This is a genomic window from Streptomyces africanus, from assembly GCF_030816955.1.
GTDB lineage: Bacteria > Actinomycetota > Actinomycetes > Streptomycetales > Streptomycetaceae > Streptomyces > Streptomyces africanus.
The window spans coordinates 7,132,424-7,156,900 of record NZ_JAUSYP010000001.1; the positions used below are offsets into that span (position 1 = coordinate 7,132,424).

At 72.4% G+C, this 24,477-nt stretch carries 20 protein-coding genes; 12 read left to right on the forward strand and 8 right to left on the reverse strand.

Annotated elements, in window-relative coordinates:
- Positions 1–50: 50 nt before the first annotated feature.
- Together QF034_RS32810 and QF034_RS32815 are read left to right on the forward strand one after the other, a co-directional pair.
- On the forward strand, positions 51–1,478 hold the full coding sequence (locus QF034_RS32810) for a DNA-3-methyladenine glycosylase 2 family protein (RefSeq protein ID WP_307178316.1): 1,428 nt from the start codon (positions 51–53) through the stop codon (positions 1,476–1,478).
- Positions 1,478–1,987, forward strand: a complete 510-nt coding sequence (locus QF034_RS32815) for a methylated-DNA--[protein]-cysteine S-methyltransferase (protein WP_307178317.1) — start codon at positions 1,478–1,480, stop codon at positions 1,985–1,987. The genes QF034_RS32810 and QF034_RS32815 overlap by 1 nt, the downstream gene beginning before the upstream one ends.
- A gap of 17 nt (positions 1,988–2,004) precedes the next feature.
- On the opposite strand, the gene QF034_RS32820 is transcribed toward QF034_RS32815, so the two are convergent.
- Positions 2,005–2,487 (reverse strand): DUF456 domain-containing protein, encoded by a 483-nt coding sequence (locus QF034_RS32820; RefSeq protein WP_307178318.1) that lies wholly within the window; start codon positions 2,485–2,487, stop codon positions 2,005–2,007.
- A gap of 884 nt (positions 2,488–3,371) precedes the next feature.
- On the opposite strand from QF034_RS32820, the gene QF034_RS32825 reads away from it, so the two are divergent.
- From QF034_RS32825 to QF034_RS32840, 4 genes are all read left to right on the forward strand, one after another.
- The gene (locus QF034_RS32825; RefSeq protein ID WP_307178319.1) at positions 3,372–4,439 is read left to right on the forward strand and encodes a protein phosphatase 2C domain-containing protein; all 1,068 of its coding nucleotides are present in this window, start codon (positions 3,372–3,374) and stop codon (positions 4,437–4,439) included.
- Between the two features lie 66 nt (positions 4,440–4,505).
- Complete coding sequence (locus QF034_RS32830) at positions 4,506–6,248, forward strand: pyruvate dehydrogenase (protein ID WP_307178320.1); 1,743 nt, start codon at positions 4,506–4,508, stop codon at positions 6,246–6,248.
- Between the two features lie 224 nt (positions 6,249–6,472).
- Positions 6,473–7,546, forward strand: coding sequence for a LacI family DNA-binding transcriptional regulator (locus tag QF034_RS32835; RefSeq protein ID WP_307178321.1), 1,074 nt, complete (start codon positions 6,473–6,475; stop codon positions 7,544–7,546).
- A gap of 500 nt (positions 7,547–8,046) precedes the next feature.
- Positions 8,047–8,529: an ATP-binding protein gene (locus tag QF034_RS32840; RefSeq protein WP_244204229.1), complete on the forward strand. Its 483-nt coding sequence runs from the start codon at positions 8,047–8,049 to the stop codon at positions 8,527–8,529.
- An 84-nt stretch (positions 8,530–8,613) separates the two neighbouring features.
- Here the strand turns inward: QF034_RS32840 and QF034_RS32845 are convergent, their stop codons facing one another.
- The gene (locus QF034_RS32845; RefSeq protein ID WP_307178322.1) at positions 8,614–9,654 is read right to left on the reverse strand and encodes a DUF2637 domain-containing protein; all 1,041 of its coding nucleotides are present in this window, start codon (positions 9,652–9,654) and stop codon (positions 8,614–8,616) included.
- Between the two features lie 313 nt (positions 9,655–9,967).
- The gene (locus QF034_RS32850) at positions 9,968–10,819 is read right to left on the reverse strand and encodes a (2Fe-2S)-binding protein (protein ID WP_307178323.1); all 852 of its coding nucleotides are present in this window, start codon (positions 10,817–10,819) and stop codon (positions 9,968–9,970) included.
- 177 nt (positions 10,820–10,996) lie between these two features.
- Here QF034_RS32850 and QF034_RS32855 point away from each other — a divergent pair, with 177 nt between their 5' ends.
- Positions 10,997–11,824: a GntR family transcriptional regulator gene (locus QF034_RS32855; protein ID WP_307178324.1), complete on the forward strand. Its 828-nt coding sequence runs from the start codon at positions 10,997–10,999 to the stop codon at positions 11,822–11,824.
- 316 nt (positions 11,825–12,140) lie between these two features.
- On the opposite strand, the gene QF034_RS32860 is transcribed toward QF034_RS32855, so the two are convergent.
- Positions 12,141–12,920: a hypothetical protein gene (locus QF034_RS32860; protein ID WP_307178325.1), complete on the reverse strand. Its 780-nt coding sequence runs from the start codon at positions 12,918–12,920 to the stop codon at positions 12,141–12,143.
- Between the two features lie 149 nt (positions 12,921–13,069).
- Entirely contained in the window at positions 13,070–14,743 is a 1,674-nt protein-coding gene (locus tag QF034_RS32865) for a PucR family transcriptional regulator (protein ID WP_307178326.1), read from the reverse strand.
- Positions 14,744–15,059: 316 nt separating this feature from the next.
- On the opposite strand from QF034_RS32865, the gene QF034_RS32870 reads away from it, so the two are divergent.
- The 5 genes from QF034_RS32870 (at position 15,060) to QF034_RS32890 (ending at position 22,069) form a co-directional block, all read left to right on the forward strand.
- Positions 15,060–15,950, forward strand: coding sequence for an FAD binding domain-containing protein (locus tag QF034_RS32870; protein ID WP_307178327.1), 891 nt, complete (start codon positions 15,060–15,062; stop codon positions 15,948–15,950).
- Positions 15,950–16,546, forward strand: a complete 597-nt coding sequence (locus tag QF034_RS32875) for a (2Fe-2S)-binding protein (RefSeq protein WP_307178328.1) — start codon at positions 15,950–15,952, stop codon at positions 16,544–16,546. Before QF034_RS32870 ends, QF034_RS32875 begins: the two co-directional genes overlap by 1 nt.
- A 2-nt stretch (positions 16,547–16,548) precedes the next feature.
- Positions 16,549–18,942: a xanthine dehydrogenase family protein molybdopterin-binding subunit gene (locus tag QF034_RS32880; RefSeq protein ID WP_307178329.1), complete on the forward strand. Its 2,394-nt coding sequence runs from the start codon at positions 16,549–16,551 to the stop codon at positions 18,940–18,942.
- Between the two features lie 474 nt (positions 18,943–19,416).
- On the forward strand, positions 19,417–20,874 hold the full coding sequence (locus QF034_RS32885; RefSeq protein ID WP_307178330.1) for an NCS2 family permease: 1,458 nt from the start codon (positions 19,417–19,419) through the stop codon (positions 20,872–20,874).
- Between the two features lie 43 nt (positions 20,875–20,917).
- Positions 20,918–22,069 carry an XdhC family protein gene (locus tag QF034_RS32890; protein ID WP_307178331.1) on the forward strand — a complete coding sequence of 384 codons (1,152 nt, stop codon included), beginning with the start codon at positions 20,918–20,920 and terminating at the stop codon, positions 22,067–22,069.
- 38 nt (positions 22,070–22,107) lie between these two features.
- On the opposite strand, the gene QF034_RS32895 is transcribed toward QF034_RS32890, so the two are convergent.
- From QF034_RS32895 to QF034_RS32905, 3 genes are all read right to left on the reverse strand, one after another.
- Positions 22,108–22,548, reverse strand: coding sequence for an SRPBCC family protein (locus tag QF034_RS32895; RefSeq protein ID WP_307178332.1), 441 nt, complete (start codon positions 22,546–22,548; stop codon positions 22,108–22,110).
- Positions 22,549–22,642: 94 nt separating this feature from the next.
- Positions 22,643–23,536, reverse strand: coding sequence for a Vgb family protein (locus QF034_RS32900; protein WP_307178333.1), 894 nt, complete (start codon positions 23,534–23,536; stop codon positions 22,643–22,645).
- 81 nt (positions 23,537–23,617) lie between these two features.
- A complete protein-coding gene (locus tag QF034_RS32905) occupies positions 23,618–24,406 on the reverse strand; it encodes a polysaccharide deacetylase family protein (RefSeq protein ID WP_370880898.1) in 789 nt (262 codons plus the stop codon).
- Between the last annotated feature and the right edge of the window lie 71 nt (positions 24,407–24,477).

Sequence of the window (24,477 nt, forward strand, 5' to 3'; positions counted from 1 at the left end):
TGTCCGATTTCCGCCAGCGGCAGCCCCGCCGACGGCGGAGACTGGACAGCGTGAAGGACGACGACACGAGGGACCAGGACACGGGGGAAGACCCCCGGTACGAAGCCGTGCGCAGTCGTGACGGGCGTTTCGACGGCGCCTTCTTCTTCGCCGTCGAGACGACCGGCATCTACTGCCGGCCGAGCTGCCCCGCGGTCACCCCGAAGCGGGCCAACGTACGGTTCTTCGCCACGGCCGCCGCCGCGCAGGGCTCGGGCTTCCGGGCCTGCCGGCGGTGCCGGCCGGACGCCGTGCCCGGCTCCGCCGAGTGGAACGTCCGCGCGGACGTGGTGGGCCGGGCCATGCGGCTGATCGCCGACGGCGTCGTCGACCGCGAGGGCGTCGCCGGGCTCGCCGGACGGCTCGGCTACAGCGCGCGGCAGGTGCAGCGGCAGCTCACCGCGGAGCTCGGCGCCGGACCGGTCGCCCTCGCCCGCGCCCAGCGGGCCCACACCGCGCGCGTCCTGGTGCAGACCACCGACCTGCCGATCACCGAGATCGCCTTCGCCTCGGGCTTCGCCAGCGTGCGCCAGTTCAACGACACCATCCGGGCCGTGTACGCGTCGACCCCGAGCGAGCTGCGCGCCGCCGCGTCGAAGAGCGGCCGGGCCCGTCGTACGGCCACCCCGGACGCCGGCATCCCGCTCCGGCTCGCCCACCGCGGCCCCTACCAGGCCGGCCCCGTCTTCGACCTGCTGGCACGCGAGGCCGTGCCCGGTGTCGAAGAGGTCGGCGGCCCGCCCGGCGCGCGCACCTACCGGCGCACGCTCCGCCTCCCGTACGGCACGGGCATCGTCGCCGTCGACGAACGACCCGGCACCGCCCGGACCGGGGCCGGCGCCCACCCGGGCGGCTGGCTCGACGCCCGGCTGCACCTGACCGACCCCCGCGACCTCACCACCGCCGTACAGCGGCTGCGGCGGCAGTTCGACCTCGACGCCGACCCCTACGCCGTCGACGAGCGCCTCGGCGCCGACCCGGAGCTCGCACCCCTGGTCGCCGCCCGGCCCGGCCTGCGCTCGCCCGGCACCGCCGACCCGGAGGAACTCGCGGTCCGCGCCCTGGTCGGCCGGACGGAGGCCGAACGGCTCGTACGCCGCTACGGCAAGGCCCTCGACGCCCCCTGCGGCAGCCTCACCCATCTGTTCCCCGAGCCGGCCGTGCTCGCCGGAGCCGAACCCGGCGGCACCCTCGGCGCGCTCACCGCCGCCCTCGCCGACCACGCCGTACGCCTGGACCCGGGCGCCGACCGGGACGACGCGCAGGAGGCCCTGCGTGCCGTGCCCGGCCTGGACGCCCGCACGATCGCCGAGATCCGCACCCGCGCCCTCGGCGACCCCGACGTGGCCCCACCCGGCGCCGACGTCCCCGACAGCTGGCGCCCCTGGCGCTCGTACGCCCTGAACCACCTGCGCGCAGCAGGGAAGTGGGAGTTGTGATGACCTCGACGTACTGGACGAACGTGGCCTCCCCGCTCGGGCCGCTGCTCCTCACCGCCGCCCCGGACGGTGCGCTGACCTCGCTGTCCGTGCCCGGGCAGAAGGGCGGGCGCGTGGTGGAGGACGACTGGCGGCAGGACCGGGGGCCGTTCCGCGAGGCCGAGGAGCAGCTCGCCGCCTACTTCGCCGGGGAACTGAAGGAGTTCCGGCTGACCTGGCGCGCCGAGGGCTCCGTCTTCCGGGAGAAGGTCTGGGCCGCGCTGGACGACATCCCGTACGGCTCGACCGTGACGTACGGCGAGATCGCCGTGCGCATCGGAGCGCCCAGAGCTGCTGTGCGGGCCGTGGGCGGGGCGATCGGCGCCAATCCGCTGCTGGTCGTCCGGCCGTGCCACCGGGTGATCGGGGCGGACGGGACGCTGACCGGCTACGCGGGCGGCCTGGAGCGCAAGGTACGGCTGCTGACGCACGAGGGGGTGCTGGAGGCGCCGGTGGTGTTCTCGGAGTGAGTTCCCGGGGTGTGTTCTCACGCGCCGAACACGGCCCCCACCCAGGCCGCCGCGATCAGCTGGCAGGCGAACAGTTCCGCCAGCACACTGGAGCCGCCCGAGCGCATCGCCGTGCGCACGGCGGCGGCGGCCTCGGCGTGGCGGCCGAGGCGGAGGCGTTCGGCGAGGTAGATACCGGCCAGAAAGCCGGGAATCGCGCCGACGACGGGGAGCAGGACGAAGCCGAGAGTGGAGCCGGCTCCGGCGTAGGACAGCATGCGGTGCGTGGTGCGGCTCGCCCGCAGCCGCCGGGGCGGCAGGGCCCAGCGCACGCCCTGGGAGACGAACATCAAGGCCGTGGCTCCCACCAGGATCCACCAGGCGACGGGCTGCGGATCCTTCAGGGCCCACCACATGACCGCGGCCCACACCAGCAACGAACCGGGCACCGCGGGCAGCAGCACTCCCCACAGACCGAGCAGGATGACCAGCCCGACCAGCGAGAGGTCCCACACTCCCATCTGACCAGACTGCCGGAATATGAGAGAAGGCGCAGGTCAGAAGCGTATTAGCGGTCCAGACCCGCAGGTCAGCCGCTCGTGGCCGCCGAGACGTCGTCATATCGCATGACCGTTCTACGGCTCACTCGTCGCGCGGGTTCCCGGTGCCGTGAGAGGCCGGTTTTTCCACAAGCCCCGTTTTCATCCGGCCCGTGCGGTGGACAATTAGGGGCATGAGCCAGCAGGGGGGAAGGCCCACCGGTCCCGAGGACGACTGGTGGGGGCAGTTGTACGACGACTCCACCGGCGACACGGGCCCCGCACCCGCGCCCGATTCCCTGGACGACCGCTTCGCCTCGGCGGCGGGGGCGGTGGGCGACCGGGGCGTTGCGGGAACGGGGGCGGGGGAGAGGGCCGTCTCGGAGCCAGTGGTTCCGCCGCCTCGGGCGGGGGCCGACGACATCATGGACACCCCACGCGCCTCCGGCCCGGCACCCCGGCGCGCCCCCTGGGAACCACCGCCCGCCCGGCCCACGGGCCCGGTGACCTTCCCGACCGCGAAACGGCAGGGTGCAGAGCGGACATCCCCCGCCCCGCCCAATGCCCCCCCGCCATCCCCGACCCCTCCCTCCTGGCCGAGCACCGAGGCGACCCGTTCCACCACGGCGGGGGCCCCGCCCAGGGGTCCCACGGCCCCGGCAGCCGAGCCGGGCCCCGGAGGGGCTGACGTCCCCGCCGCCGAGCCGGGCGGCGCGGAGTACTCCGCAACCGGGCCCGAGGGGACCGCGCTCCGCACCCCGCGGCCCGGCGGGTCCGCATCCTCCGCCCCGGCCGATCCGCCGCCCGCACCACCACGCCCCGCAGACCCTCCGCTCACGCCACCACCGCCCGTCGGCCCCCCGCTCGTGCCACCCCCGCCCGCCCACTCCGCGCCCACGCCGCCTCCGCCGGACGACCTCCCACGCAATCAACCCGAACGCCCGTTCGAGCGCCCCGCGGCCTCCCCCCGGCCCCGTGGCCACGTCGGCTCACGGCCGCCCACCTACGACGCCGAACCCACCGCCCTTCCGCTCGCCGACCCCGACGACCTGGACGACCTCGTCGCCGACACCGTGCTCGACGGGGCCCGGTACGGAGCCTGCACGCTGCGGGCCGTGTCCGTGCGGGGGGACTCCGCGCGGTATCGGGGGGAGCCGCGGCGGGACTCGCTGCTGACCGCGCGGTTCGGCACCGGCGAGCGCGCACTGCTGCTGGTGGCGATGGCGACCGGGGCCCGGGCCACACCGGGCGCGCACCGGGCCGCCGCCGAGGCCTGTCACTGGATCGGGCGGGCCGTCGGGCGCAGTCACGCCCGGCTCGTGGAGGACATAAGGGCGGGGCGGCGCGGCGACCTCAAGTCCGGACTGCACCGCCTCACCGACCGCAGCCTCGGCAAGCTCCGCGCCAGCGCCGCCGAACGGGGCGTCGACCCGGAGGAGTACGCGGCCGGCCTGCGCTGTCTGCTGCTGCCCGCCGATCCCGAGTGCCGTACGCGGGTCTTCTTCGGCGTCGGGCCCGGCGGGCTGTTCCGCTTGCGGGACGGCGAGTGGCAGGACATCGAACCGCAGGTCGCCGAGACCAAGGGCGAACCCGTCGTGGGCTTCGGATCGCCGCCCTCCGAGACGCCCGACGGCGACCGGCTCACCATGGACCTGGGCATCCCGACCCCGCCCAGCCCCTACGAACCGGCCCCGGAACCACCCCGCGAACCCTTCCGCTTCCGTACCTCCGTCGCCCGCCCGGGTGACACGCTCCTCGTGTGCAGCGCCGGCCTCGCCGAGCCGCTGCGCGGCGAACCCGAACTGGGGGAGTACCTCGCCGAGCGGTGGTCCCGCCCCGAGCCGCCCGGCCTCGCCGCGTTCCTCGCGGACTCCCAAGTACGGGTCAAGGGTTACGCGGACGACCGTACGGCCGCGGCCGTTTGGGAGGCGTGAGGACGTCTCCTGTGACTTGATGGAACCCGGAGGGATCCCAGGAGACCGAAGGGGCAGACGAGAGACATGGCCAAACAGAACGTCGCGGAACAGTTCGTCGACATCCTGACCCGAGCCGGAGTCAAACGCCTCTACGGAGTCGTCGGCGACAGCCTCAACCCGGTCGTGGACGCCGTCCGCCGCAACTCCGCCATCGACTGGATCCACGTCCGGCACGAGGAGACCGCCGCCTTCGCCGCGGGGGCGGAAGCGCAGATCACCGGCAAGCTCGCCGCCTGCGCCGGCTCCTGCGGGCCCGGCAACCTCCACCTCATCAACGGCCTCTACGACGCCCACCGCTCCATGGCCCCGGTCCTCGCCCTCGCCTCGCACATCCCGTCCAGCGAGATCGGCCTCGGCTACTTCCAGGAGACCCATCCCGACCAGCTGTTCCGCGAGTGCAGCCACTACAGCGAGCTGATCTCCAGCCCGAAGCAGATGCCCCGGCTGCTCCAGACCGCCATCCAGAACGCCGTCGGCCGTTCCGGCGTCAGCGTCGTCTCCCTGCCCGGCGACATCGCCGCCGAGCCCGCCCCGGAGCAGGCCGCCGAGACCGCCCTCGTCACCGCCCGGCCGACCGTCCGGCCCGGCGACGCCGAGATCGAACGGCTCGTCGAGATGATCGACGACGCCGACAAGGTCACCCTGTTCTGCGGCAGCGGCACGGCCGGCGCGCACGCCGAGGTCATGGAGTTCGCCGGGAAGATCAAGTCTCCGGTGGGGCACGCGCTGCGCGGCAAGGAATGGATCCAGTACGACAATCCGTTCGACGTCGGGATGAGCGGGCTGCTCGGCTACGGCGCCGCCTACGAGGCCACCCATGAGTGCGACCTGCTGATCCTGCTCGGCACGGACTTCCCGTACAACGCGTTCCTCCCCGACGACGTGAAGATCGCCCAGGTCGACGTCCGGCCCGAACACCTCGGCCGCCGCTCGAAACTGGACCTCGCGGTGTGGGGCGACGTACGGGAGACGCTGCGCTGCCTCATCCCGCGGGTGCGGGAGAAGACCAACAGCCGCTTCCTCGAACGGATGCTGAAGAAGCACGCGGACGCGCTGGAGGGGGTGGTGAAGGCCTACACCCGCAAGGTCGACAAGCATGTGCCGATCCACCCCGAGTACGTGGCGTCCGTACTCGACGAAGTCGCCTCCGACGACGCCGTGTTCACCGTCGACACCGGCATGTGCAACGTCTGGGCCGCCCGCTACATCTCACCCAACGGCCGCCGCCGCGTCATCGGTTCCTTCTCGCACGGCTCGATGGCCAACGCGCTGCCCATGGCGATCGGCGCGCAGTTCACCGACCGGGGGCGGCAGGTCGTGTCGATGTCCGGCGACGGCGGGTTCTCGATGCTGATGGGCGACTTCCTGACGCTGGTGCAGTACGACCTCCCGGTCAAGGTCGTCCTCTTCAACAACTCCTCCCTCGGCATGGTCGAGTTGGAGATGCTGGTCGCCGGGCTCCCGTCCTACGGCACCACCAACAAGAACCCCGACTTCGCCGCCGTCGCCCAGGCCTGTGGTGCCTACGGCGTACGCGTCGAGAAGCCCAAGGACCTCGCCGGTGCCCTGAAGGACGCCTTCAAGCACAAGGGCCCGGCCCTAGTCGACGTCGTCACCGACCCCAACGCCCTGTCCATCCCGCCGAAGATCAAGGCGGAGATGGTGACCGGATTCGCCCTGTCCGCCTCCAAGATGGTGCTGGACGGCGGAGTCGGCCGAATGGTCCAGATGGCCCGCTCCAACCTGCGCAACGTGCCCCGGCTCTAGGGGGCCATCGCTGGTCCGGCCGGTGTCAGGGGAGTTCCGGCCGGACCAGCGACGGCGTGGGGACCAGGTACGGGGCGGCCTGGTCCCCGGTTCAGGAGGACGGCTCGCGCCGGCTAGCTCAGCTTCCACGTCCTCATGATCAGTCCGAGCCGGCTGCCGACCAGGGACAGGCCGGTGTAGCGGTCCACCATCACGAAGAGGAGGAACAGGGGAAGAGGAAAAGGATGCCCGGGAACACGGTCACCGATGTGGCCCGGGCAGCCGGGGTGAGCACGGCCACGGTCACCCGCACGCTGCAGAATCCGGACGTGGTGAAGGCCGGGACACGGGAGCGGGTCATGGAGGCCGTGCGCCGGCTCGGCTACTCGCCCAACCCGATGGCCCGGAACCTGCGCCATGGCAGTCCCTCGGGTGTGGTCGGACTCGTCACGGCCGGGTTCACCAACATCTTCCAGGCCTGGGTCGCCGCGGGCGCCGAAGCGGAACTGCGCCGGAACGGGCTGCAGTTGCTCATCGGCTCGACGGACGACGACCCCGCGCGCGAGCCCGAGCTGGCCCGCATCATGATCGACCGCAGGGTCAGCGCCCTGCTCATGATGCCGGACGGCGGCGAACGCGACTATCTGCGGCCCGAGTACACCTACGGCACACCCGTCGTACTCGTCGGCCGCCCGGCCAACGGCCTCGACGTCGACGTCGTGATGACCACGGACGACCAGGCGGTCGACGAAGCCACGGACCAGCTGCTGAGCCTCGGCCACCGCCGGATCGCGGCCCTGGCCGGCCGGGCCGACTCCTTCCGCGCCGCCCAACGGCTCTCGGGCTACCGCGCCGCCCTCGCGCGCCACGCCGTCCCCGAACGTCAAGAGCTCATCGTCACCGGCCTGACCAGACCGCAGGAGATCAACGCGGCCATCACCGAGCTGATGCAGAGGCCCGAGCCCCCGACCGCTGTGCTCGCCCTCAACCTCGGCATCAGCAGCGGCGTCCTGCTGGACCGCATCGTCAACCGTCGCAACACCGCCTTCGTCGCGCTCGACGAGAACGACCTGTCCGCCGGGCTGGGCATCTCGGCGATCACCAGGGACCCGTTCGAACTGGGCCGGCAGGCGGCCGTCCTGGCCCTCGAACGCATCACCGATCCGACCGCCCGCCCGCGCACGGTGACCCTGCCGAGCCTTCTCGTCCGACGCGGGTCCGGCGAACTGCCACCCCCGTCCGCCGGCACCGACGGCGTTCCGGGTGGCGGAGCCCGTGAGGTGTTCCGGGCCGACGGCCGCGGCGTCGTCCGCGATTGAGCCTGGATCCTGGCCGCTGGGCCGGCATGCGCGGCGATGACGGAGTCGTGACCGCAGAGGGGTGTGCCGGGGACCGTCCCGCCGGTGGGCGTGAGCGTCTCCTGCCATGGGGGTGGGGAGGACAGCCCCGCCCCGTACCGGCCGGATACCCCGGGAAGACCGTCGTACTTCGGCCAACTTCACCGGTCCGCCGCGCACGGCGGTCGACCGCCCCACGCCTTCGCCGTGTACGGAAGGATCGGCAGCCGGCCATCGGCAGTTCGTCCGATCTACGGCGGTCAGGATCCGCAACGGGACGCCCACCGGCTACCCTCTTGTCCCCCGGCCCCCCGCCGCCGTACTGCTCAGGGCCCGTCCGCCAGGCCCGCCCGCCCCGGCAAGATGGCCGAACACTTGGTCGTTGACGATTCGAGATGACTGCCGCGTGCCCGACGGGGCATGGATCCCCGTGAACGTGTTCGAGCAGGAGGGGAACCGACATCGGCGCGCGGGCGGGGGTCATGGAGAGGCAGGCACGAGGAGGCGGTCCCATAACGATCGGGGCCTTCTCGCCGAAGACGGTGGAGGACCAGGCCGAAGACGTCACGGAGCAGGTGCCGGCGCCTCAGTTGAGGCGCAGACTCGGGCGGGCGGACCTACGGGCCGTGCCGGAAGCCCGCAGGGCCCTGCGGGAGTTGCTCGGGCAGTGGGGGAGAACCGCGCGGGCGGACGTGGCGGAACTGCTCACCAGCGAGCTCGTCACCAACGCGATCGTCCACACCGACCACGACGCGGTCCTGACGGCCACCGTCGGACCCCGTGGACTGCGCGTGGAGGTGCGGGACTTCGTGGCCCGCAGGCCCCGGCTGCGCGTACCGGTCGCCGACGACGGTACGAACGGCAGAGGCCTGTTCCTGGTGCAGTCCCTCGCGGACGCCTGGGGAGTCAGGGCGCACGGGGTGGGCAAGGCCGTCTGGTTCGAGCTGGAGGCCGAGGCGGCCTGAACGCGGCGGCACGGAGAGAGAACGGAGAAAGGGGCGCGGCCCGCAGGCCACGCCCCTTCCCGGTGCTGTCCCTGTGCGGCTGGGTCAGCCGAACTGCTGCTCCAGATCCTTGAGCTTGCGCTCCAGGGAGTCGAGGCGCGGCAGCGCCTGCGTGTCGTCCTCCGCGGTGAGGTCGACGGTCACCGGGTCAGCCCCGTGGCGAACGGGCTGAAGGGAGGGGCGCGAGCGGACGGGCAGTTGTTCCGGCGCGGATATGGCAGGCTCCGCGGAGACCTGCGAGGAGCCGCGCTCCACTTGCACCTCCAGCTGCCGGCCGCCACCACGTCCGAGGTGGCCGCGGTGACCGCGGCTGATCGCCTTCAACTGGGCGCGCTCCACGCGCTGCTGGTCGCGCCGCCGCTGCCGGGCCTCGTCCTTCTTGCGCTTGTCGTCGCGCACCTCGTCGACGGCCTCGTCCAGGCTGCGCACACCCTCCAGAAGCATCAACGACCAGGCCCTGTACGTCTCGCGCGGGGCGCGCAGCCAGCGCACGATACGGATCTGCGGCAGCGGGCGCGGCACCAGGCCCTGCTCGCGCAGGGCGGCCCGGCGGGTCTGCTTCAGTGCGCGGTCGAAGAGGACCGCCGCCGAGAGGGACATGCCGGCGAAGAAGTGGGGGGCGCCGTCGTGGCCGACGCCCCTGGGCGCGTGCACCCAGTTGAACCAGGCCGCGGCGAGCGCGAACGTCCATACCAGTATCCGCGAGCCGAGCGCCGCGTCACCGTGGCTGGCCTCGCGCACCGCGAGTACGGAGCAGAACATCGCCGCGCCGTCCAGGCCGAACGGGACGAGGTACTGCCAGCCGTTGGAAAGGCCGAGGTTCTGCTCGCCGAAGCCGACCAGGCCGTGGAAGGACAGCGCGGCGGCGACGGCCGCGCAGCAGAACAAAAGGACGTAGGAGACGGTGCCGTAAAGGGCTTCCTTGCGTCTGCGACGCTCCTCGCTGCGCTCCCAGGAATCGTCCGCGCTCGTGTCCTTGACCGAGGAGCGCTTGCCGCGCGCGAGCACCGCCACCGCCGCCAGCATGCCCAGGAGAAGCACGGCGCCCGGAAGCAGCCAGTTCAGCGATATGTCGGTCAGTCTCATCTGGGTGGTCCTTGCATTGGGATAGGGCGTAACGCCCGCCATAGTGGCCCAATCCCACCGGCCCTCAGGGGGTTTCGGGGCAAGAGGCCGCCAAGGAAGTGCAAGGTATTGCCCAGGGCGGCATTCTGCTCGAACTGCCGCTTGAGGGGCAGGAGTTGAGTTCGAAGAAGAGTACCCGTACGGGTGGTTCCCCGGAAAGTTTCCGGGGCCCGTGAGGATGGTGTGAATCGGCGGCGCGCGTGTGGGTGGCCGGTTCCGTGATGATCTGACCGGGGCGGTGGGGTTACTCTGTCCGGGTCTGCCCGGGGTTGCCTCAACTGGCCGTGGCCAGCAGCTTGGTGACCCGGTCGGCGTCACAGGTGCGCGGGCAGGTGGCGCAGGTGTCCTCCGGGCGCAGGGTGTAGAACATGCAGCAGCTCGCGCGGTCCCGGGTGCGCAGCGGCTCGCCGTCGGGACCGGCCAGTTCACGGAAGGCCGCCGTGCCCACGTACGGCTTGGTCGCGCCCGGCAGGAGCAGCTCCAGCTCGCGCATCGCGCGCCGCTCCTCGATCTCGCCGAGCAGCTGCGCGACGTACCAGAGACCCTCGACGATCTCGTCCGTCGCCATACCCCACAGGGCCCGGCCGCGGCGCCGCATCCGGGGGCCGAAACCGGCCAGGACCGGCTCCAGGTGCTCCGCGACCGCCGACCGCAACTCGGCCCGCAGCGCCTCCTCGTCCGGGACGACCCGGGCGCCGGGCAGCGCGGCGGCCTCGTCGCCGGGCAGGCAGGCGAACCCGGCCGGGCGGACGGCCAGGTGGCCGACGGGGTGGGCGGGGGCGGTGCGGTCGTACGAGACGTGCGTCACCGGGTAGCGGGGGACACGGCGGTGCAGGAACCAGGGGACGGTGATCAGAAGGCAGGCGGGCCAGGCGTATCGGTGCAGGCCGAAGCTGGCGATCACGTCGGGCCGTGCCTGTTGGCCGTAGTCCCGCTGTATCTGGGCGTCGTCCCAGGACAGGTAGGCGTCGAGGCCGGGGCCTGCCTCCGCGAGCGCGGCGGCGGTGGTCCAGTTGCCGCCCTGGGGGGTCTCGTCCCCGGCGGTCAGTTCGGTGATCGCCAGCCCCGGCAGGACCTCGGTCAGCCGGGCGTACGCGCCGGAGAGGGCCGAAGGGGGCTGGGGCATGTGATCACCGGTCCGCGCTTGTTGAACGGTCTGTTGAACGGTTCGCTTGAAGGTAAGGCTTACCTTACCCGAGATCGCTGGGATTTGAACTGACGGCCGGTGCGCTTATGGTGCTTGACGGACGAGTAACAACCCGCCGTAATGACCCCAAGTACCGATACGTCCGGAGGAGGAGCCGTGAAGCAGGGCGCGCAGGGCTCCGCCGGGGCGGGGGTGCCGAGGGGAGAGGTGCCGGGTGGGCAGGCCCGGGTGCCGCAGCAGCCTGGGGCGGTGGATGCCGGTCGGGTGAGGCCAGGGGCTGGCGAGCCTGCCGGAGGCGTGCGGGGTGAGCACACGCACAGTGAGCCGGTTCTGCCGGTCGTTCCACGGGGGCGGGCGGTCGTTCAGCGGTCCTCGGTGCGCGGGCAGATCGTCGATGCGCTGCGGGCCGCGCTGGTGGCCGGGGATCTGAGGCCCGGGGAGGTGTACTCGGCGCCGGTACTGGGCGAGCGGTTCGGGGTCTCGGCGACGCCGGTGCGGGAGGCCATGCAGCAGCTGGCCCTGGAGGGTGCCGTCGAGGTCGTGCCGAACCGCGGCTTCCGGGTGGTCGAGCGGGGGGCGCGGGAGCTGGCGGAGCTGGCCGAGGTGCGGGCGCTGATCGAGGTGCCGGTGATGCTGCGGCTGGCGCGGACGGTGCCGGCGGAGCGCTGGGCCGAGCTGCGTCCCCTCGCCGAGGCGACGGTCCGCGCGGCGTCCTCCGGCTGCCGCGCGACCTACGCGGAGTCCGACCGGGGGTTCCACCGGGCGGTGTTGTCCCTCTCCGGGAACGAGCAGCTGGTCCAGATCGCGGAGGACCTGCACCGGCGGGCGCAGTGGCCGCTGGTCGGGAGCGGGCCGGGGATGCGGGGCCGGGCCGATCTGGTGGCGGACGCGCATGAGCACACGGCGTTGCTGGACGCGTTGATCGCCCGGGATCTGGAGGTCGTGCGGGCGCTGGTGGGGGAGCACTTCGCGGGCGCGGTCTGAGTGGGGGTGCCGCGCCGTTTGCGCCTGCGCGGTGGTGGTGGGTCGGGGCCGCGCCGGGGGGTGTCCGTCCTCGGAACGGCGCGATGGGGTCGGATACCGACTGACCGTCCGTTGACGCGCCAACCCCTGCGGGCGGACACCCCCCGACACGTCCCCTTCCGTGCGTACGCGGGTGCGGGCGCGTCTCGCCTCAGCTGCCCCCCAGTGCCTCAAGGGCCTGGGAGGTACCCCCAGGGCGGCACGGGTGGGCGCAGGCGGCACCCCGCAACGCCGGGCTGCGCACCCACCCGGTCCCGGCAACCACGCCGGGTACCCGTCAAGCCGTCGCCGCCGGAGGGGCCGGGGCCAACTGCCGTGCCAGCCATGTCGGCACACCCCCGAGCAACCGGAACAACCGCCGGGCCTCCTCCCGCAGTCGCGAGGCCTCCGGTTCCGTCTCCGTGTCGGCGAGTGACACCAGCGCCGGTGCCGTACCGACGAGATAGCCCAGCTCCTCACGGATCCGCAGCGACTCCGCGAATCCGTGCCGGGCTTCGGCCAACTCCCCGTCCTGCAACGCGAGTCCGGCCAGGTGCCGCCACGTGAAGGACAGCAGCAGCGGGTCGGACTGCGCCGTCGCCCCCGCGTGCGCACGGCGGTACGCGGCCCGCGCCGCCTGCGGGGAACGCGTCAGGTTCTGCGCGAGCAGCCCGCGACGGAAGTCCAGCAGGGCTCGCTGCGGAGCCCCCGGAGGGATCAGCGCCGCGGCCCGCCCCAGCGCCGCCCGCGCCTCGTCGGCCCGGTCGCGCACCGCGAGCAGCGTCGCGGCGTAGGCCAAGTACCCGCGTTCACAAGCGGCCGCGCCCCGCTCGTCGTCGCTGTGGGCCAGCGCCTCCGCCGTGCGCAGGGCGTCCTCGGCCTCCTCCCAGCCCTGCTCCGTGTACAGACACCGTTCCACCAGCAGGGACGCGCGTTGCAGCGCCGCCGCGGGAGTGTCCGGTAGCAGCAGGGCGGCCGCGTCGGACCAGCACGCGCGTGAGCGCAGCCGCCATACCGCGGTCTGGAGGGGATCGTCACCGGCGGTCGTTCCGTTACCAGACATGGCGGAATGCGCCACGTTGCCCTCCCCGAGCACGCCATCGAGCTGTTGAGTGGTGGCGGCATCTCAGCACGAATCGCGGGGTCGGGCCAAGAGGGTGGGTGAAGGATTTCACAAAGTCGTGGGGTTCGGGGGCGTCCCGCGTTTGGGACGGGACACCCCGTGTCTCAGCTCATCCGCAGCGCCAGGAAGAAGTCCAGCTTGTCCTCCAGGCGGGACAGGTCACGGCTCGTCAACTGCTCGATGCGCCCCACCCGGTAGCGCAGTGTGTTGACGTGCAGGTGCAGCCGGCCGGCGCAGCGCGTCCAGGAGCCGTCGCAGTCCAGGAACGCCTCCAGCGTGGGGATCAGCTCGGCGCGGTGGCGGCGGTCGTAGTCGCGCAGGGGGTCCAGCAGGCGGGCCGTGAAGGCGCGGCGGACGTCGTCCGGGACGAAGGGGAGCAGCAGGACGTGGGAGGCCAGTTCCTGGTGGCCCGCCGCGCAGACCCGGCCCGGGCGGGCCGCCGCCACCCGGCGGGCGTGGCGGGCCTCCTCCAGGGCGCCGCGCAGGCCCTCCGCCGAGTGCACGGCCGCGCTGACGCCCAGCGTGAGACGGCCGTCGTCGTCCAGCCCGGCCGTCAGGGGGTCCCGTACGGACTCCAGGAGCGCGTCCGCGAGGACGCCGGTCTCGGAGCCGTCGTGCTCCGTCGAGACGGCGGGGAGCGGGACGAGGGCTACGGCCTCGTCGCCCGTGTGGGCCACGGCGATGCGGTCGGAGGGCTCCGGGCCCGCCGACAGCGGGTCGACGAGGATCTCCTCCAGCAGGGCCTGGGCGACCGGGCCCTGGTCGATCTCGGCGCCGTCCCAGTCGACGCGGGCCACGACCACCTGCCAGTGCGGCGCGGCGCCGAGGCCGGGCAGCAGGACCGGGGCGGCCACCCGCAGGCGGGCGGCGATCTCCGCGGGAGCCGCGCCCGTCTGGACCAGTTCCAGGAGCTCCTGGGCGAGGCGGCGGCGGACCGTGCGGGCGGCGTCGCGGCGGTCCCGCTCGACCGCGATCAGCTGGGTGACGCCGTACAGCAGGTCGAGGCGCTCCTCCGCCCAGTCCCCGGCGTCCGCCTCGACGGCCAGCAGCCAGTCGGACAGGACGGTCTCGCGGGCGTCCCGGGCGGTCTGCGGGGCGCGGCCCGTCGAGCGGATGGGGAAGAGGGAGTAGGTGGTGCCGCCCAGGAGGACGCGGTGCGGGGCGCGGCGGCCCGTGCGGGTGGCGGCCAGGTGTTCCGCCGCCAGCCGGCCGCAGGCCTCGGCGGTGAGGGCGGGGCCCGATGTCTTCGGGCCCGCGATGAGGCGGCCGGTGGGGGAGAGGACCCAGGCGCGCAGGTCCAGGTCGGAGCCCAGGAGGTCCAGGACGACGTCGGGGCCGCCGCCCGCCGGGCCGGAGGTCATCATCCGGCGGTGGCGGTCGACCACGGCCGCGAGGTCGCCGGCGCGCTCGCCGGAGACCTGCCGCACGACGTGCTCGGTGATCGTCGCGAAGGCCACCGACTCGTGCACCGCGAAGAGCGGGAGGCGGTGGCGGGCGCAGGCCTCGACCAGGTCGTCCGGGACGTCCCCGAGTTCGGCCTCGCCCGCGGCGAGGGCCGTGACCCCCTCCTGCACCAGGATCCGCACGAACGGCTCCGAGTCCGCGGCGTCCCGGCGCCAGGCCAGGCCGGTGAGCACCAGCTCGCCGCCCGAGAGGTAGCGGCTGGGGTCGCGCAGGTCGGTGGTCATCACACCGCGCACGGTGCGGTCCAGCTCGTCCTCGCCGCCGAGCAGCTTGAGGCCCAGCGCGTCGGTGTCCAGCAGTGCGCGCAGCCGCATTCTCGTCGCCGCCGTTCTTTGTCTCGAAATCCACGGTGGATCTTGCCGGTCCTGGCTGTGTCCCAGGTCACGCGGCTGTGTCGCGCGTTTCCACAGGAAAACGAGGAGGTTTCCGAGGGCCTCCGTTCATACGAATCTACAAGATGACCGTCCTGGCCAGCCAACTCCTTCATGGTTTCCGTGACTGACCCCACCGGAGCACCGGCCTGTGTACTGAGTCCACTACGCGTGAACAGCACATGAACGAGCCGGGACCGCCGCACACGGATTGGCTCAATCTGAACGCCCCACGAGAAGACGAAGAAGAGAGCCGGTCATGGACTTCCTTCGCCCCGCCAGCTGGGAGGAGGCGCTCGCCGCGAAAGCCGAGCATCCCACCGCTGTGCCGATTGCGGGTGGCACCGACGTGATGGTCGAGATCAACTTCGACCACCGCCGGCCCGAGTACCTCATGGACCTGAACCGCATCGGCGACCTCTCCGAGTGGGAGGTCGGCGAGGACAGCGTACGGCTGGGTGCCTCCGTGCCCTACGCGAAGATCATGGAGCACCTGCGCGCCGAGCTGCCGGGGCTCGCCCTCGCCTCGCACACGGTCGCCTCCCCGCAGATCCGCAACCGCGGCGGCGTCGGCGGCAACCTCGGCACCGCCTCCCCGGCCGGCGACGCCCACCCCGCCCTGCTCGCCGCGGGCGCCGAAGTGGAGGTGGAGTCGGTCCGCGGGGCGCGCCGCATCCCGATCGACGCGTTCTACACGGGCGTGAAGCGCAACGCCCTGGCCCCGGACGAGCTGATCCGGGCCGTGCACGTGAAGAAGGCCGACGGGCCGCAGCAGTTCTCCAAGGTGGGGACCCGGAACGCGATGGTCATCGCCGTGTGCGCCTTCGGGCTCGCGCTGCACCCGCAGACGCGGACGGTGCGGACCGGCATCGGTTCGGCCGCACCGACACCCGTTCGGGCCAAGACCGCCGAGGAGTTCCTGAACGCCGCGCTGGAGGAGGGCGGCTTCTGGGACAACGGGAAGATCATCACCCCGTCGGTCGCCAAGCAGTTCGCGGACCTGTGTTCCGCCGCCTGCAACCCGATCGACGACGTCCGGGGCACCGCGAGCTACCGCCGCCACGCGGTCGGCGTCATGGCCCGCCGCACGCTGACCTGGACCTGGGAGTCCTACCGCGGCGCCCGCCGCACCACCGAGGGAGCTGCGTAATGCGCGTCAACTTCACGGTCAACGGCCGTCCCCAGGAAGCCGACGACGTGTGGGAGGGCGAGTCCCTGCTGTACGTGCTGAGGGAGCGGCTCGGCCTGCCGGGCTCGAAGAACGCCTGCGAGCAGGGCGAGTGCGGCTCGTGCACGGTCCGGCTGGACGGCGTGCCGGTGTGTGCGTGCCTGGTCGCCGCCGGGCAGGTGGAGGGCCGCGAGGTCGTCACCGTCGAGGGGCTGGCCGACTACGCCAAGCAGCGCTCCTGCGCGAGCGACGCGTGCGGTACGTCGTTGCAGAACGCCCAGCTGGGGGTGCCCCCGGGCGAAGCCTGGGGGAGGCAGGCCAAGGGCGACTCGCACACCGGCGAGGGCACCGAGCTCTCCCCGGTCCAGCAGGCGTTCATCGACGCCGGCGCCGTCCAGTGCGGCTTCTGCACCCCCGGTCTGCTGGTCGCCGCCGACGAGATGCTGGAGCGCAACCCGACCCCGACCGACGCGGACATCCGTGAGGCCCTGTCGGGCAATCTGTGCCGCTGCACCGGCTACGAGAAGATCATGGACGCGGTCCGCCTGGCGGCCGCCCGGCAGGGAGAGGCGGTCTGATCGTGTCTTCCCCCAACGGAACACCCACCAAGATCACCCAGGGCTCGCAGACCAGGGGCGGCATCGGCGAGTCCACGCTCCGCCCGGACGGCACCCTCAAGGTCACCGGCGAGTTCGCGTACTCATCCGACATGTGGCACGAGGACATGCTGTGGGGCCAGATCCTCCGCTCGACCGTCGCGCACGCCGAGATCGTGTCCATCGACACCAGCGAGGCCCTGGCCACGCCGGGCGTCTACGCCGTGCTGACGTACGACGACCTGCCGACCGACGTGAAGAACTACGGGCTGGAGATCCAGGACACCCCGGTCCTCGCCCACGGCAAGGTCCGCCACCACGGGGAGCCGGTCGCGCTCGTCGCCGCCGACCACCCGGAGACCGCGCGCCGCGCCGCCGCGAAGATCAGGGTGGATTACCGGGAGCTGCCCGTCATCACCGACGAGGCCTCCGCGACCGCGCCGGACGCGATCCTCGTGCACGAGAACCGCGACGACCACCACGCCGGCCACGTCCCGCACCCGAACATCGTCCACCGCCAGCCGATCGTCCGCGGTGACGTGGCGGAGGCCCGCAAGCGCGCCGACGTGATCGTCGAGGGCGAGTACACCTTCGGCATGCAGGACCAGGCCTTCCTCGGCCCCGAGTCCGGCCTCGCCGTGCCGGAGGAGGACGGCGGCGTCCACCTCTACATCGCCACCCAGTGGCTGCACAGCGACCTGCGCCAGATCGCGCCCGTCCTCGGCCTGCCCGAGGACAAGGTGCGGATGACGCTGTCCGGCGTCGGCGGCGCGTTCGGCGGCCGCGAGGACCTGTCGATGCAGATCCACGGCTGCCTGCTGGCGCTGCGCACCGGCAAGCCCGTCAAGATCGTCTACAACCGCTTCGAGTCGTTCTTCGGGCACGTCCACCGCCACCCCGCCAAGCTGTACTACGAGCACGGGGCCACCAAGGACGGCAAGCTCACGCACATGAAGTGCCGGATCGTCCTGGACGGCGGCGCCTACGCCTCCGCCTCCCCGGCCGTCGTCGGCAACGCCTCCTCCCTCTCCGTCGGCCCGTACGTGATCGACGACGTGGACATCGAGGCCCTCGCCCTCTACACCAACAACCCGCCCTGCGGCGCCATGCGCGGCTTCGGCGCCGTCCAGGCCTGCTTCGCCTACGAGGCGCAGATGGACAAGCTGGCGAAGAAGCTCGGTATGGACCCGGTGGAGTTCCGTCAGCTCAACGCCATGGAGCAGGGCACGCTCATGCCGACCGGGCAGCCGGTCGACTCGCCGGCCCCGGTCGCCGAACTCCTGCGCCGCGTCAAGGCGATGCCGATGCCGCCGGAGCGCCAGTGGGAGTCCAGCGAGGGCGCCGACCTACGGGAGCTGCCGGGCGGCCTGTCCAACACCACGCACGGCGAAGGCGTCGTACGCGGGGTCGGCTACGCGGTCGGCATCAAGAACGTGGGATTCTCCGAGGGGTTCGACGACTACTCGACCGCGAAGGTCCGGATGGAGGTCACCGGCGGCGAGCCCGTCGTCACCGTCCACACGGCCATGGCCGAGGTCGGCCAGGGCGGTGTCACGGTCCACGCGCAGATCGCCCGCACCGAGCTCGGCGTCACCCAGGTGACGATCCACCCGGCCAACACGCGGGTGGGCAGCGCCGGTTCGACGTCGGCCTCCCGGCAGACGTACGTCACCGGCGGCGCCGTGAAGAACGCCTGCGAGCTGGTCCGCGAGAAGGTGCTGGAGATCGGCCGCCGCAAGTTCGGCTCCTACCACCCGGCCTGGGCGACGGCCGAACTGCTGCTGGAGGGCGGCAAGGTCGTCACCGACGGCGGCGAGGTGCTCGGCGACCTGGCCGGCGTCCTGGAGGACGAGGTCGTGGAGGTCGAGGAGGAGTGGCGGCACCGGCCGACCGAGCCCTTCGATCTCCGCACCGGCCAGGGCAACGGGCACGTCCAGTACTCCTTCGCCGCACACCGGGCCGTCGTCGAGGTCGACACCGAACTCGGCCTGGTGAAGGTCATCGAGCTGGCCTGCGCCCAGGACGTCGGCAAGGCGCTCAACCCGCTGTCCGTGCTCGGCCAGATCCAGGGCGGCACGACACAGGGCCTGGGCGTGGCCGTCATGGAGGAGATCATCGTCGACCCCAGGACGGCGAAGGTGAAGAACCCCTCCTTCACGGACTACCTGATCCCGACCATCCTCGACACGCCGACCATCCCGGTCGACGTCCTCGAACTCGCCGACGACCACGCCCCGTACGGGCTGCGCGGCGTGGGCGAGGCACCCACCCTGTCGTCGACGCCGGCGGTCCTCGCGGCCATCCGGAACGCGACCGGGCTCGAGCTGAACCGGACTCCGGTACGGCCCGAGCACCTGACGGGTACCTCACTCTCCTAGGCCTGAGCAGGAGAGTTCCGTCCGGGGGACCGCGTCCCCCGGACCACCTTCGTTCGCCTCGGGCCGTCCCCCGGGTCGTGCATCCCAACCGTTCCTGAAGACTGAGCAGGGGTGAGCCTGATCAGCCGCACGCCCCAAACGGTCTTGGGCGCACTGGTCCCCGGCGTACTCGACCCCGGGGCGGCGACACGCATCCTGTGCGTGGTCCGAGCCCGGGAGGCCGGTTCCCTGCGCGACCTGGCCAGGTGGGTACGGCCAGTGGCGACGGGGAGGCCCTGAACCATCCTCCGGTGGAGCGGGGGCCCCGCACGCTGGCGCCGTACCCGGCGTCCCAGATCACACGATCACGTTAACCCGGTCGGCCCAGAGCGCCGCAAGCTCGCGAGCCGACCATCACACGATCGAGCTAACTCCACGCGCACACTCTTCTGGCAGCAGCTGCCAACCCCCTATGAAACTTGGGAGTAGGCCCACATGACCCAGCAGTCACTTGAGCCGAGGACCACAGCCGAAGACGCGGGCGAAGGCACCCGCGTCCCGGCCGGACGGTCCTGGCTCGACCGGTACTTCCACATATCCCGCAGAGGGTCCACGGTCGCGCGCGAAGTGCGCGGCGGCGTCACCACCTTCATGGCGATGGCGTACATCCTCCTGCTCAACCCCCTGATCCTGTCCGGCAAGGACGCGGCGGGGAACACCCTCGCGCAGCAGGGCCTGATCACCGCGACCGCGTTCGCGGCGGCCCTGACCACCCTGCTGATGGGGTTCGTCGGCAAGGTGCCGCTCGCCCTCGCCGCCGGTCTCTCCGTCTCCGGGGTCCTCGCCTCCCAGGTCGCGCCCGAGATGACCTGGCCGCAGGCGATGGGCATGTGCGTGATGTACGGCGTGGTCATCATGCTGCTGGTCGTCACCGGCCTGCGCGAGATGATCATGAACGCGATCCCGCTCGCGCTCAAGCACGGCATCACCATGGGCATCGGCCTGTTCATCGCGCTCATCGGCTTCTACAAGTCCGGTTTCGTGCACCAGGGGAAGGCCACTCCCGTCACGCTCGGCCCGGCGGGCGAACTGGCCGGCTGGCCGGTGCTGCTCTTCGCCGGCACCCTGCTACTGATCTTCATGCTCCAGGCCCGGAACATCCCGGGCGCCATCCTCATCGGCATCGTGAGCGGCACGGTCGTCGCCGCGGTGCTGAACGCCGCCGACGTCATCGACCCCGGGCAATGGGCGGCCGGCGCCCCCGAGTTGCACGGCAGGGCGGTGTCCATGCCCGACTTCTCGCTCTTCGGGGACGTGGAGTTCGGCGGCTGGGGCGAGGTCGGCGCGATGACCGTCGGCATGATCGTCTTCACGCTGGTGCTGGCCGGGTTCTTCGACGCGATGGCGACCATCATCGGCGTCGGCACCGAGGCGAAGCTCGCCGACGACAAGGGCCGGATGCCGGGCCTGTCCAAGGCGCTGTTCATCGACGGGGCCGGCGGCGCGATCGGCGGTGTGGCGGGCGGCTCCGGCCAGACCGTGTTCATCGAGTCCGCCACGGGGGTCGGCGAGGGCGCCCGCACGGGTCTCGCGTCCGTGGTCACGGGAGCGTTCTTCGCGGCCTGCCTGTTCTTCACGCCGCTCACGGCGATCGTGCCGCAGGAGGTCGCGTCCGCCGCCCTCGTCGTCATCGGCGCCATGATGCTGATGAACGCCCGGCACGTGGACTGGGCCGACCGGGCCACCGCCGTCCCGGTGTTCCTGACGGTCGTCCTGATGCCGTTCACGTACACCATCACCACCGGTGTCGCCGCGGGCGTCATCTCCTACGCCGCCATCAAGACCGCCCAGGGCAAGGTGCGCGAGATCGGCGCCTTCATGTGGATCCTGACGGCGGTGTTCCTGGTCTACTTCGCCCTCAACCCGATCGAGAGCTGGCTGGGCGTCCACTGACGCCCGTCGCCCCAGCCGTGCAGCCTCAAGGAGACCGAGACAGATGCTGGACATCGCCGAGGAGCTGAACCGGTGGGCCGAGCAGGGCCGTGACTTCGCTGTGGCCACCGTGGTGGCCGTGAGCGGCAGCGCGCCCCGGCAGCCCGGCGCCGCGCTCGCGGTGGACGCCGAGGGCACGGCGATCGGCTCGGTCTCCGGCGGCTGCGTGGAGGGCGCGGTCTACGAGCTGTGCGAGCAGGCGCTGCGCGACGGCGAAACCGTCCTGGAGCGTTTCGGATACAGCGACGACGACGCCTTCGCCGTGGGGCTGACCTGCGGCGGCGTCATCGACATCCTGGTCACCCCGGTGCGGGCCGGCGATCCGGTCCGCCCGGTGGTGGCGTCCGCGCTCACTGCCGCCGCGCGTGGGGAGGCGGCTGCGGTGGCGCGGATCGTGTCGGGCCCGCGCGAACTGACGGGCCGGGCCCTGCTGATCCGGCCCGACGGCTCCTGCGACGGCGGCTTCGGCGCCCACCCGGAACTGGACCGCACGGTCGCCGCCGAGGCGGGCGCCTTCCTGGACGCCGGCCGCACCGGCACGCTGGAGATCGGAGAGCAGGGCTCTCGCTGCGGAGCACCGCTCACGGTCCTGGTCGAGTCCTCGGTCCCGGCGCCCCGCATGATCGTGTTCGGCGCGATCGACTTCGCCTCCGCGCTGGTCCGTATCGGCAAGTTCCTCGGCCACCACGTCACGGTGTGCGACGCACGCCCCGTCTTCGCGACCCGGGCCCGCTTCCCGGAGGCCGACGAGATCGTCGTCGAGTGGCCCCACCGCTATCTGGAGCGCACGGACGTCGACGCCCGCACGGTCCTGTGCGTCCTGACCCACGACGCCAAGTTCGACGTGCCTCTGCTGAAGCTGGCGCTGCGGCTGCCGGTGGCGTACGTCGGTGCGATGGGATCCCGGCGCACCCACCTGGACCGCACCGCGCGCCTGCGCGAAGTCGGTGTGAGCGAGCTGGAGTTGAGCCGGCTGCACTCGCCGATCGGGCTGGACCTCGGGGCCCGTACGCCCGAGGAGACGGCGCTGTCGATCGCGGCGGAGATCGTCGCCGGGCGGCGCGGCGGCAGCGGGGTCTCGCTGACCGGGGCCCATACGCCGATCCACCACGAGCCGGAGCCGAAGGCGGTCGGGCGGATCGGGTCGGTGGCCTGAGGCCGGCTCAGCGGGCCGCCCCGGCTGCCGCCCGGGCGTCAGGGGTGTCTGAGCAGACGGTTCAGCGCACGGCCGAACACGTACCGCGCCGAGGGCCGCAGCAGGCCGTCGAAGAGCGACGGCAGCAGCCGGATCCGGATCTCCTCCCGCCAGACCACCCGGGTACGACCGCCGGGCCCCGGCCGGACTTCCAGCTCCGCCCAGCCCAGCACCACCCGGCCCCGCTTCTCCAGACGGCACATCCCCGGCGCCCCGTCCTGCGGCGGCTGCCACACGGTGACCACCATCGGATCCTCGAAGGACAGCGGCCCGACACCCGACCGGGCCATGACGACCGTGCCCACGCGGGTGGGCTCCGGCGGAACCACCGTGACCACCGTCAACGGCACCACGTCACCGTGCCGCCGCCACCGCGTGATCCGCCGCCACGCCTCGTCGAGGGGAAGCGGAGCCGTACGTTCGAGCAGGAAGTTCGCCACGCGACGATCGTAGGGACTCCCCACCGCCCAGCGACCCGCTCGCCCTCGGCTCATCCATTCGGACCAGCCCGGGTCGCGGAGCGGCCCCGCACGGCTACGGCGTCACCCGCGCCACCGCCCCCGTCTCCAGGGCCGCCCACACGGTGCCGTCCGGGGCCGTCGTGATGCCGTGGGGTTCGGAGTGGGGGGACGGGAGGGGGAGTTCGAGGAGCTGTCCCGTGGGAGTGAGGTGGCCGATGCGGTTGGTGCCCCACTCGGTGAACCAGCAGTCTCCGGGGGAGGTCGCGGTGATGGCGTGGGGGCGGGCGGTGCGGTCGGGGAGGGGGAACTCCTCGATCCGGCCGTCGGGGGAAACCCTGCCGATCCGGCCGGCCGCGATCTCGACGAACCACAGGTCGGTGCCGTCGCTGGTGATGCCGACCGGGGCGGCGTCCGGGGTGGGCAGCGGGTGCAGGCGGATGTCGCCGGAGACGGTGATGCGGCCGATGGCGTTCGCCTGGTTGAGCGTGAACCACAGGGCGCCGTCCGGGCCCGGGGTGATCGCCGAGGGGAACGCGCCCGTCACCGGGAGGGCGAACTCGGTGATCTCCCCGTCGGTCGTCAGACGGCCGATGCGGTCCGTGTTCATCTGCGTGAACCAGAGCGCGCCGTCCGGGCCCGCCGCGATGCCGTAGGGGCCGCAGTCGGGTGTCGGCAAGGGGAACGACTCCGTCTCGCCGGCGATGGTGACGCGGCCGATCCGGTGGTCCGCCAAGCGGGTGAACCACAGGGCCCCGTCCGGCCCGGGCGCGATGACCGTGGGGCGGCAGGACGGCGAGTCCAGCGCGTACTGCGTGAGCTCGCCGTCCAGCGTGAGACGCCCGATCCGGCCACTGTGGACGAAGGTGAGCCACAGCGCCCCGTCCGGCCCGGCCGTGATGCCGTACGGCCCGGCGTCCCGGTCCGCCACGGCGAACTCCTGGACGGCCGGAGTGTCAGAGTGCGACAACGGTGCTCCTTTCAGCGCCCTCGCACCCTCCCCGCGCGCGACGGCGGCCGCAACTCCTTTTCCCGCCGGGGCGTCGGCTCCCTACCGGTACACCTTCCCCGGCTCCGCCTTCCCGGGCGCCAGCAACTGCGGCACCGTCACGAACACGTACCCCCGTTCCTTGAGCGCGTCGATGATCCCCGGCACCGCCGGCACCGTGCCGTCGTAGATGTCGTGCAGCAGGATGATCCCGTCCCGGGACGCCTGGGCGAGGACGCGGCGGGTGATCAGGTCCGGGTCGGTCGTCGTGTAGTCCTTCGCCGTCACGCTCCACAGCACCTCGGCGAGGCCCAGTTCGCGGCAGATCTCGTGGACGGTGTCGTCGGTGCGGCCCTGCGGCGGCCGCATCAGGGTCGGGGACTGTCCGGTGAGGCGTGCTATCTCCTGGTTGGGGCGTTCGAGCTCCTCGCGTATCTCCTCGGGTCTGAGCCGGGTCAGGATCTTGTGGTCCCAGGTGTGGCTGGCCACCTCGTGGCCCTCGTCCGCCATCCGCCGCACCAGCTCCGGGTACCTCTCGATGTGCCGCTTGCCGAGGAGGAAGAAGGTCGCCGGGACCCGCTTCTCCTTCAGGATGTCCAGCAGGCGTGCGGAGTGCTCGCTCGGCCCCGCGTCGAAGGTGAGCGCGATGCACTTCACCTCACGGCAGTCGGCGGTGCCGAAGCGCGCTGCCCGGACGTCCGTCGCCGCCTGTGCGCGGACGGCGCTGGGAGCCGTGGTGTCGAGTCCTGAGCAGCCGCTCAGGGGCAGTGTCAGGGCGGCGGTGGCCGCAAGCGTCCCGAGCGTTCGGAACGCGGTCCCCGTTTTCTTCATCTTCTTGGTCAGAGAAGGCATGCCGGGACTATACACATGGTGTATACGTCCGGTTTATAGTGTTCGGGCTCCTCGCCTGGTTACTCGCGCCG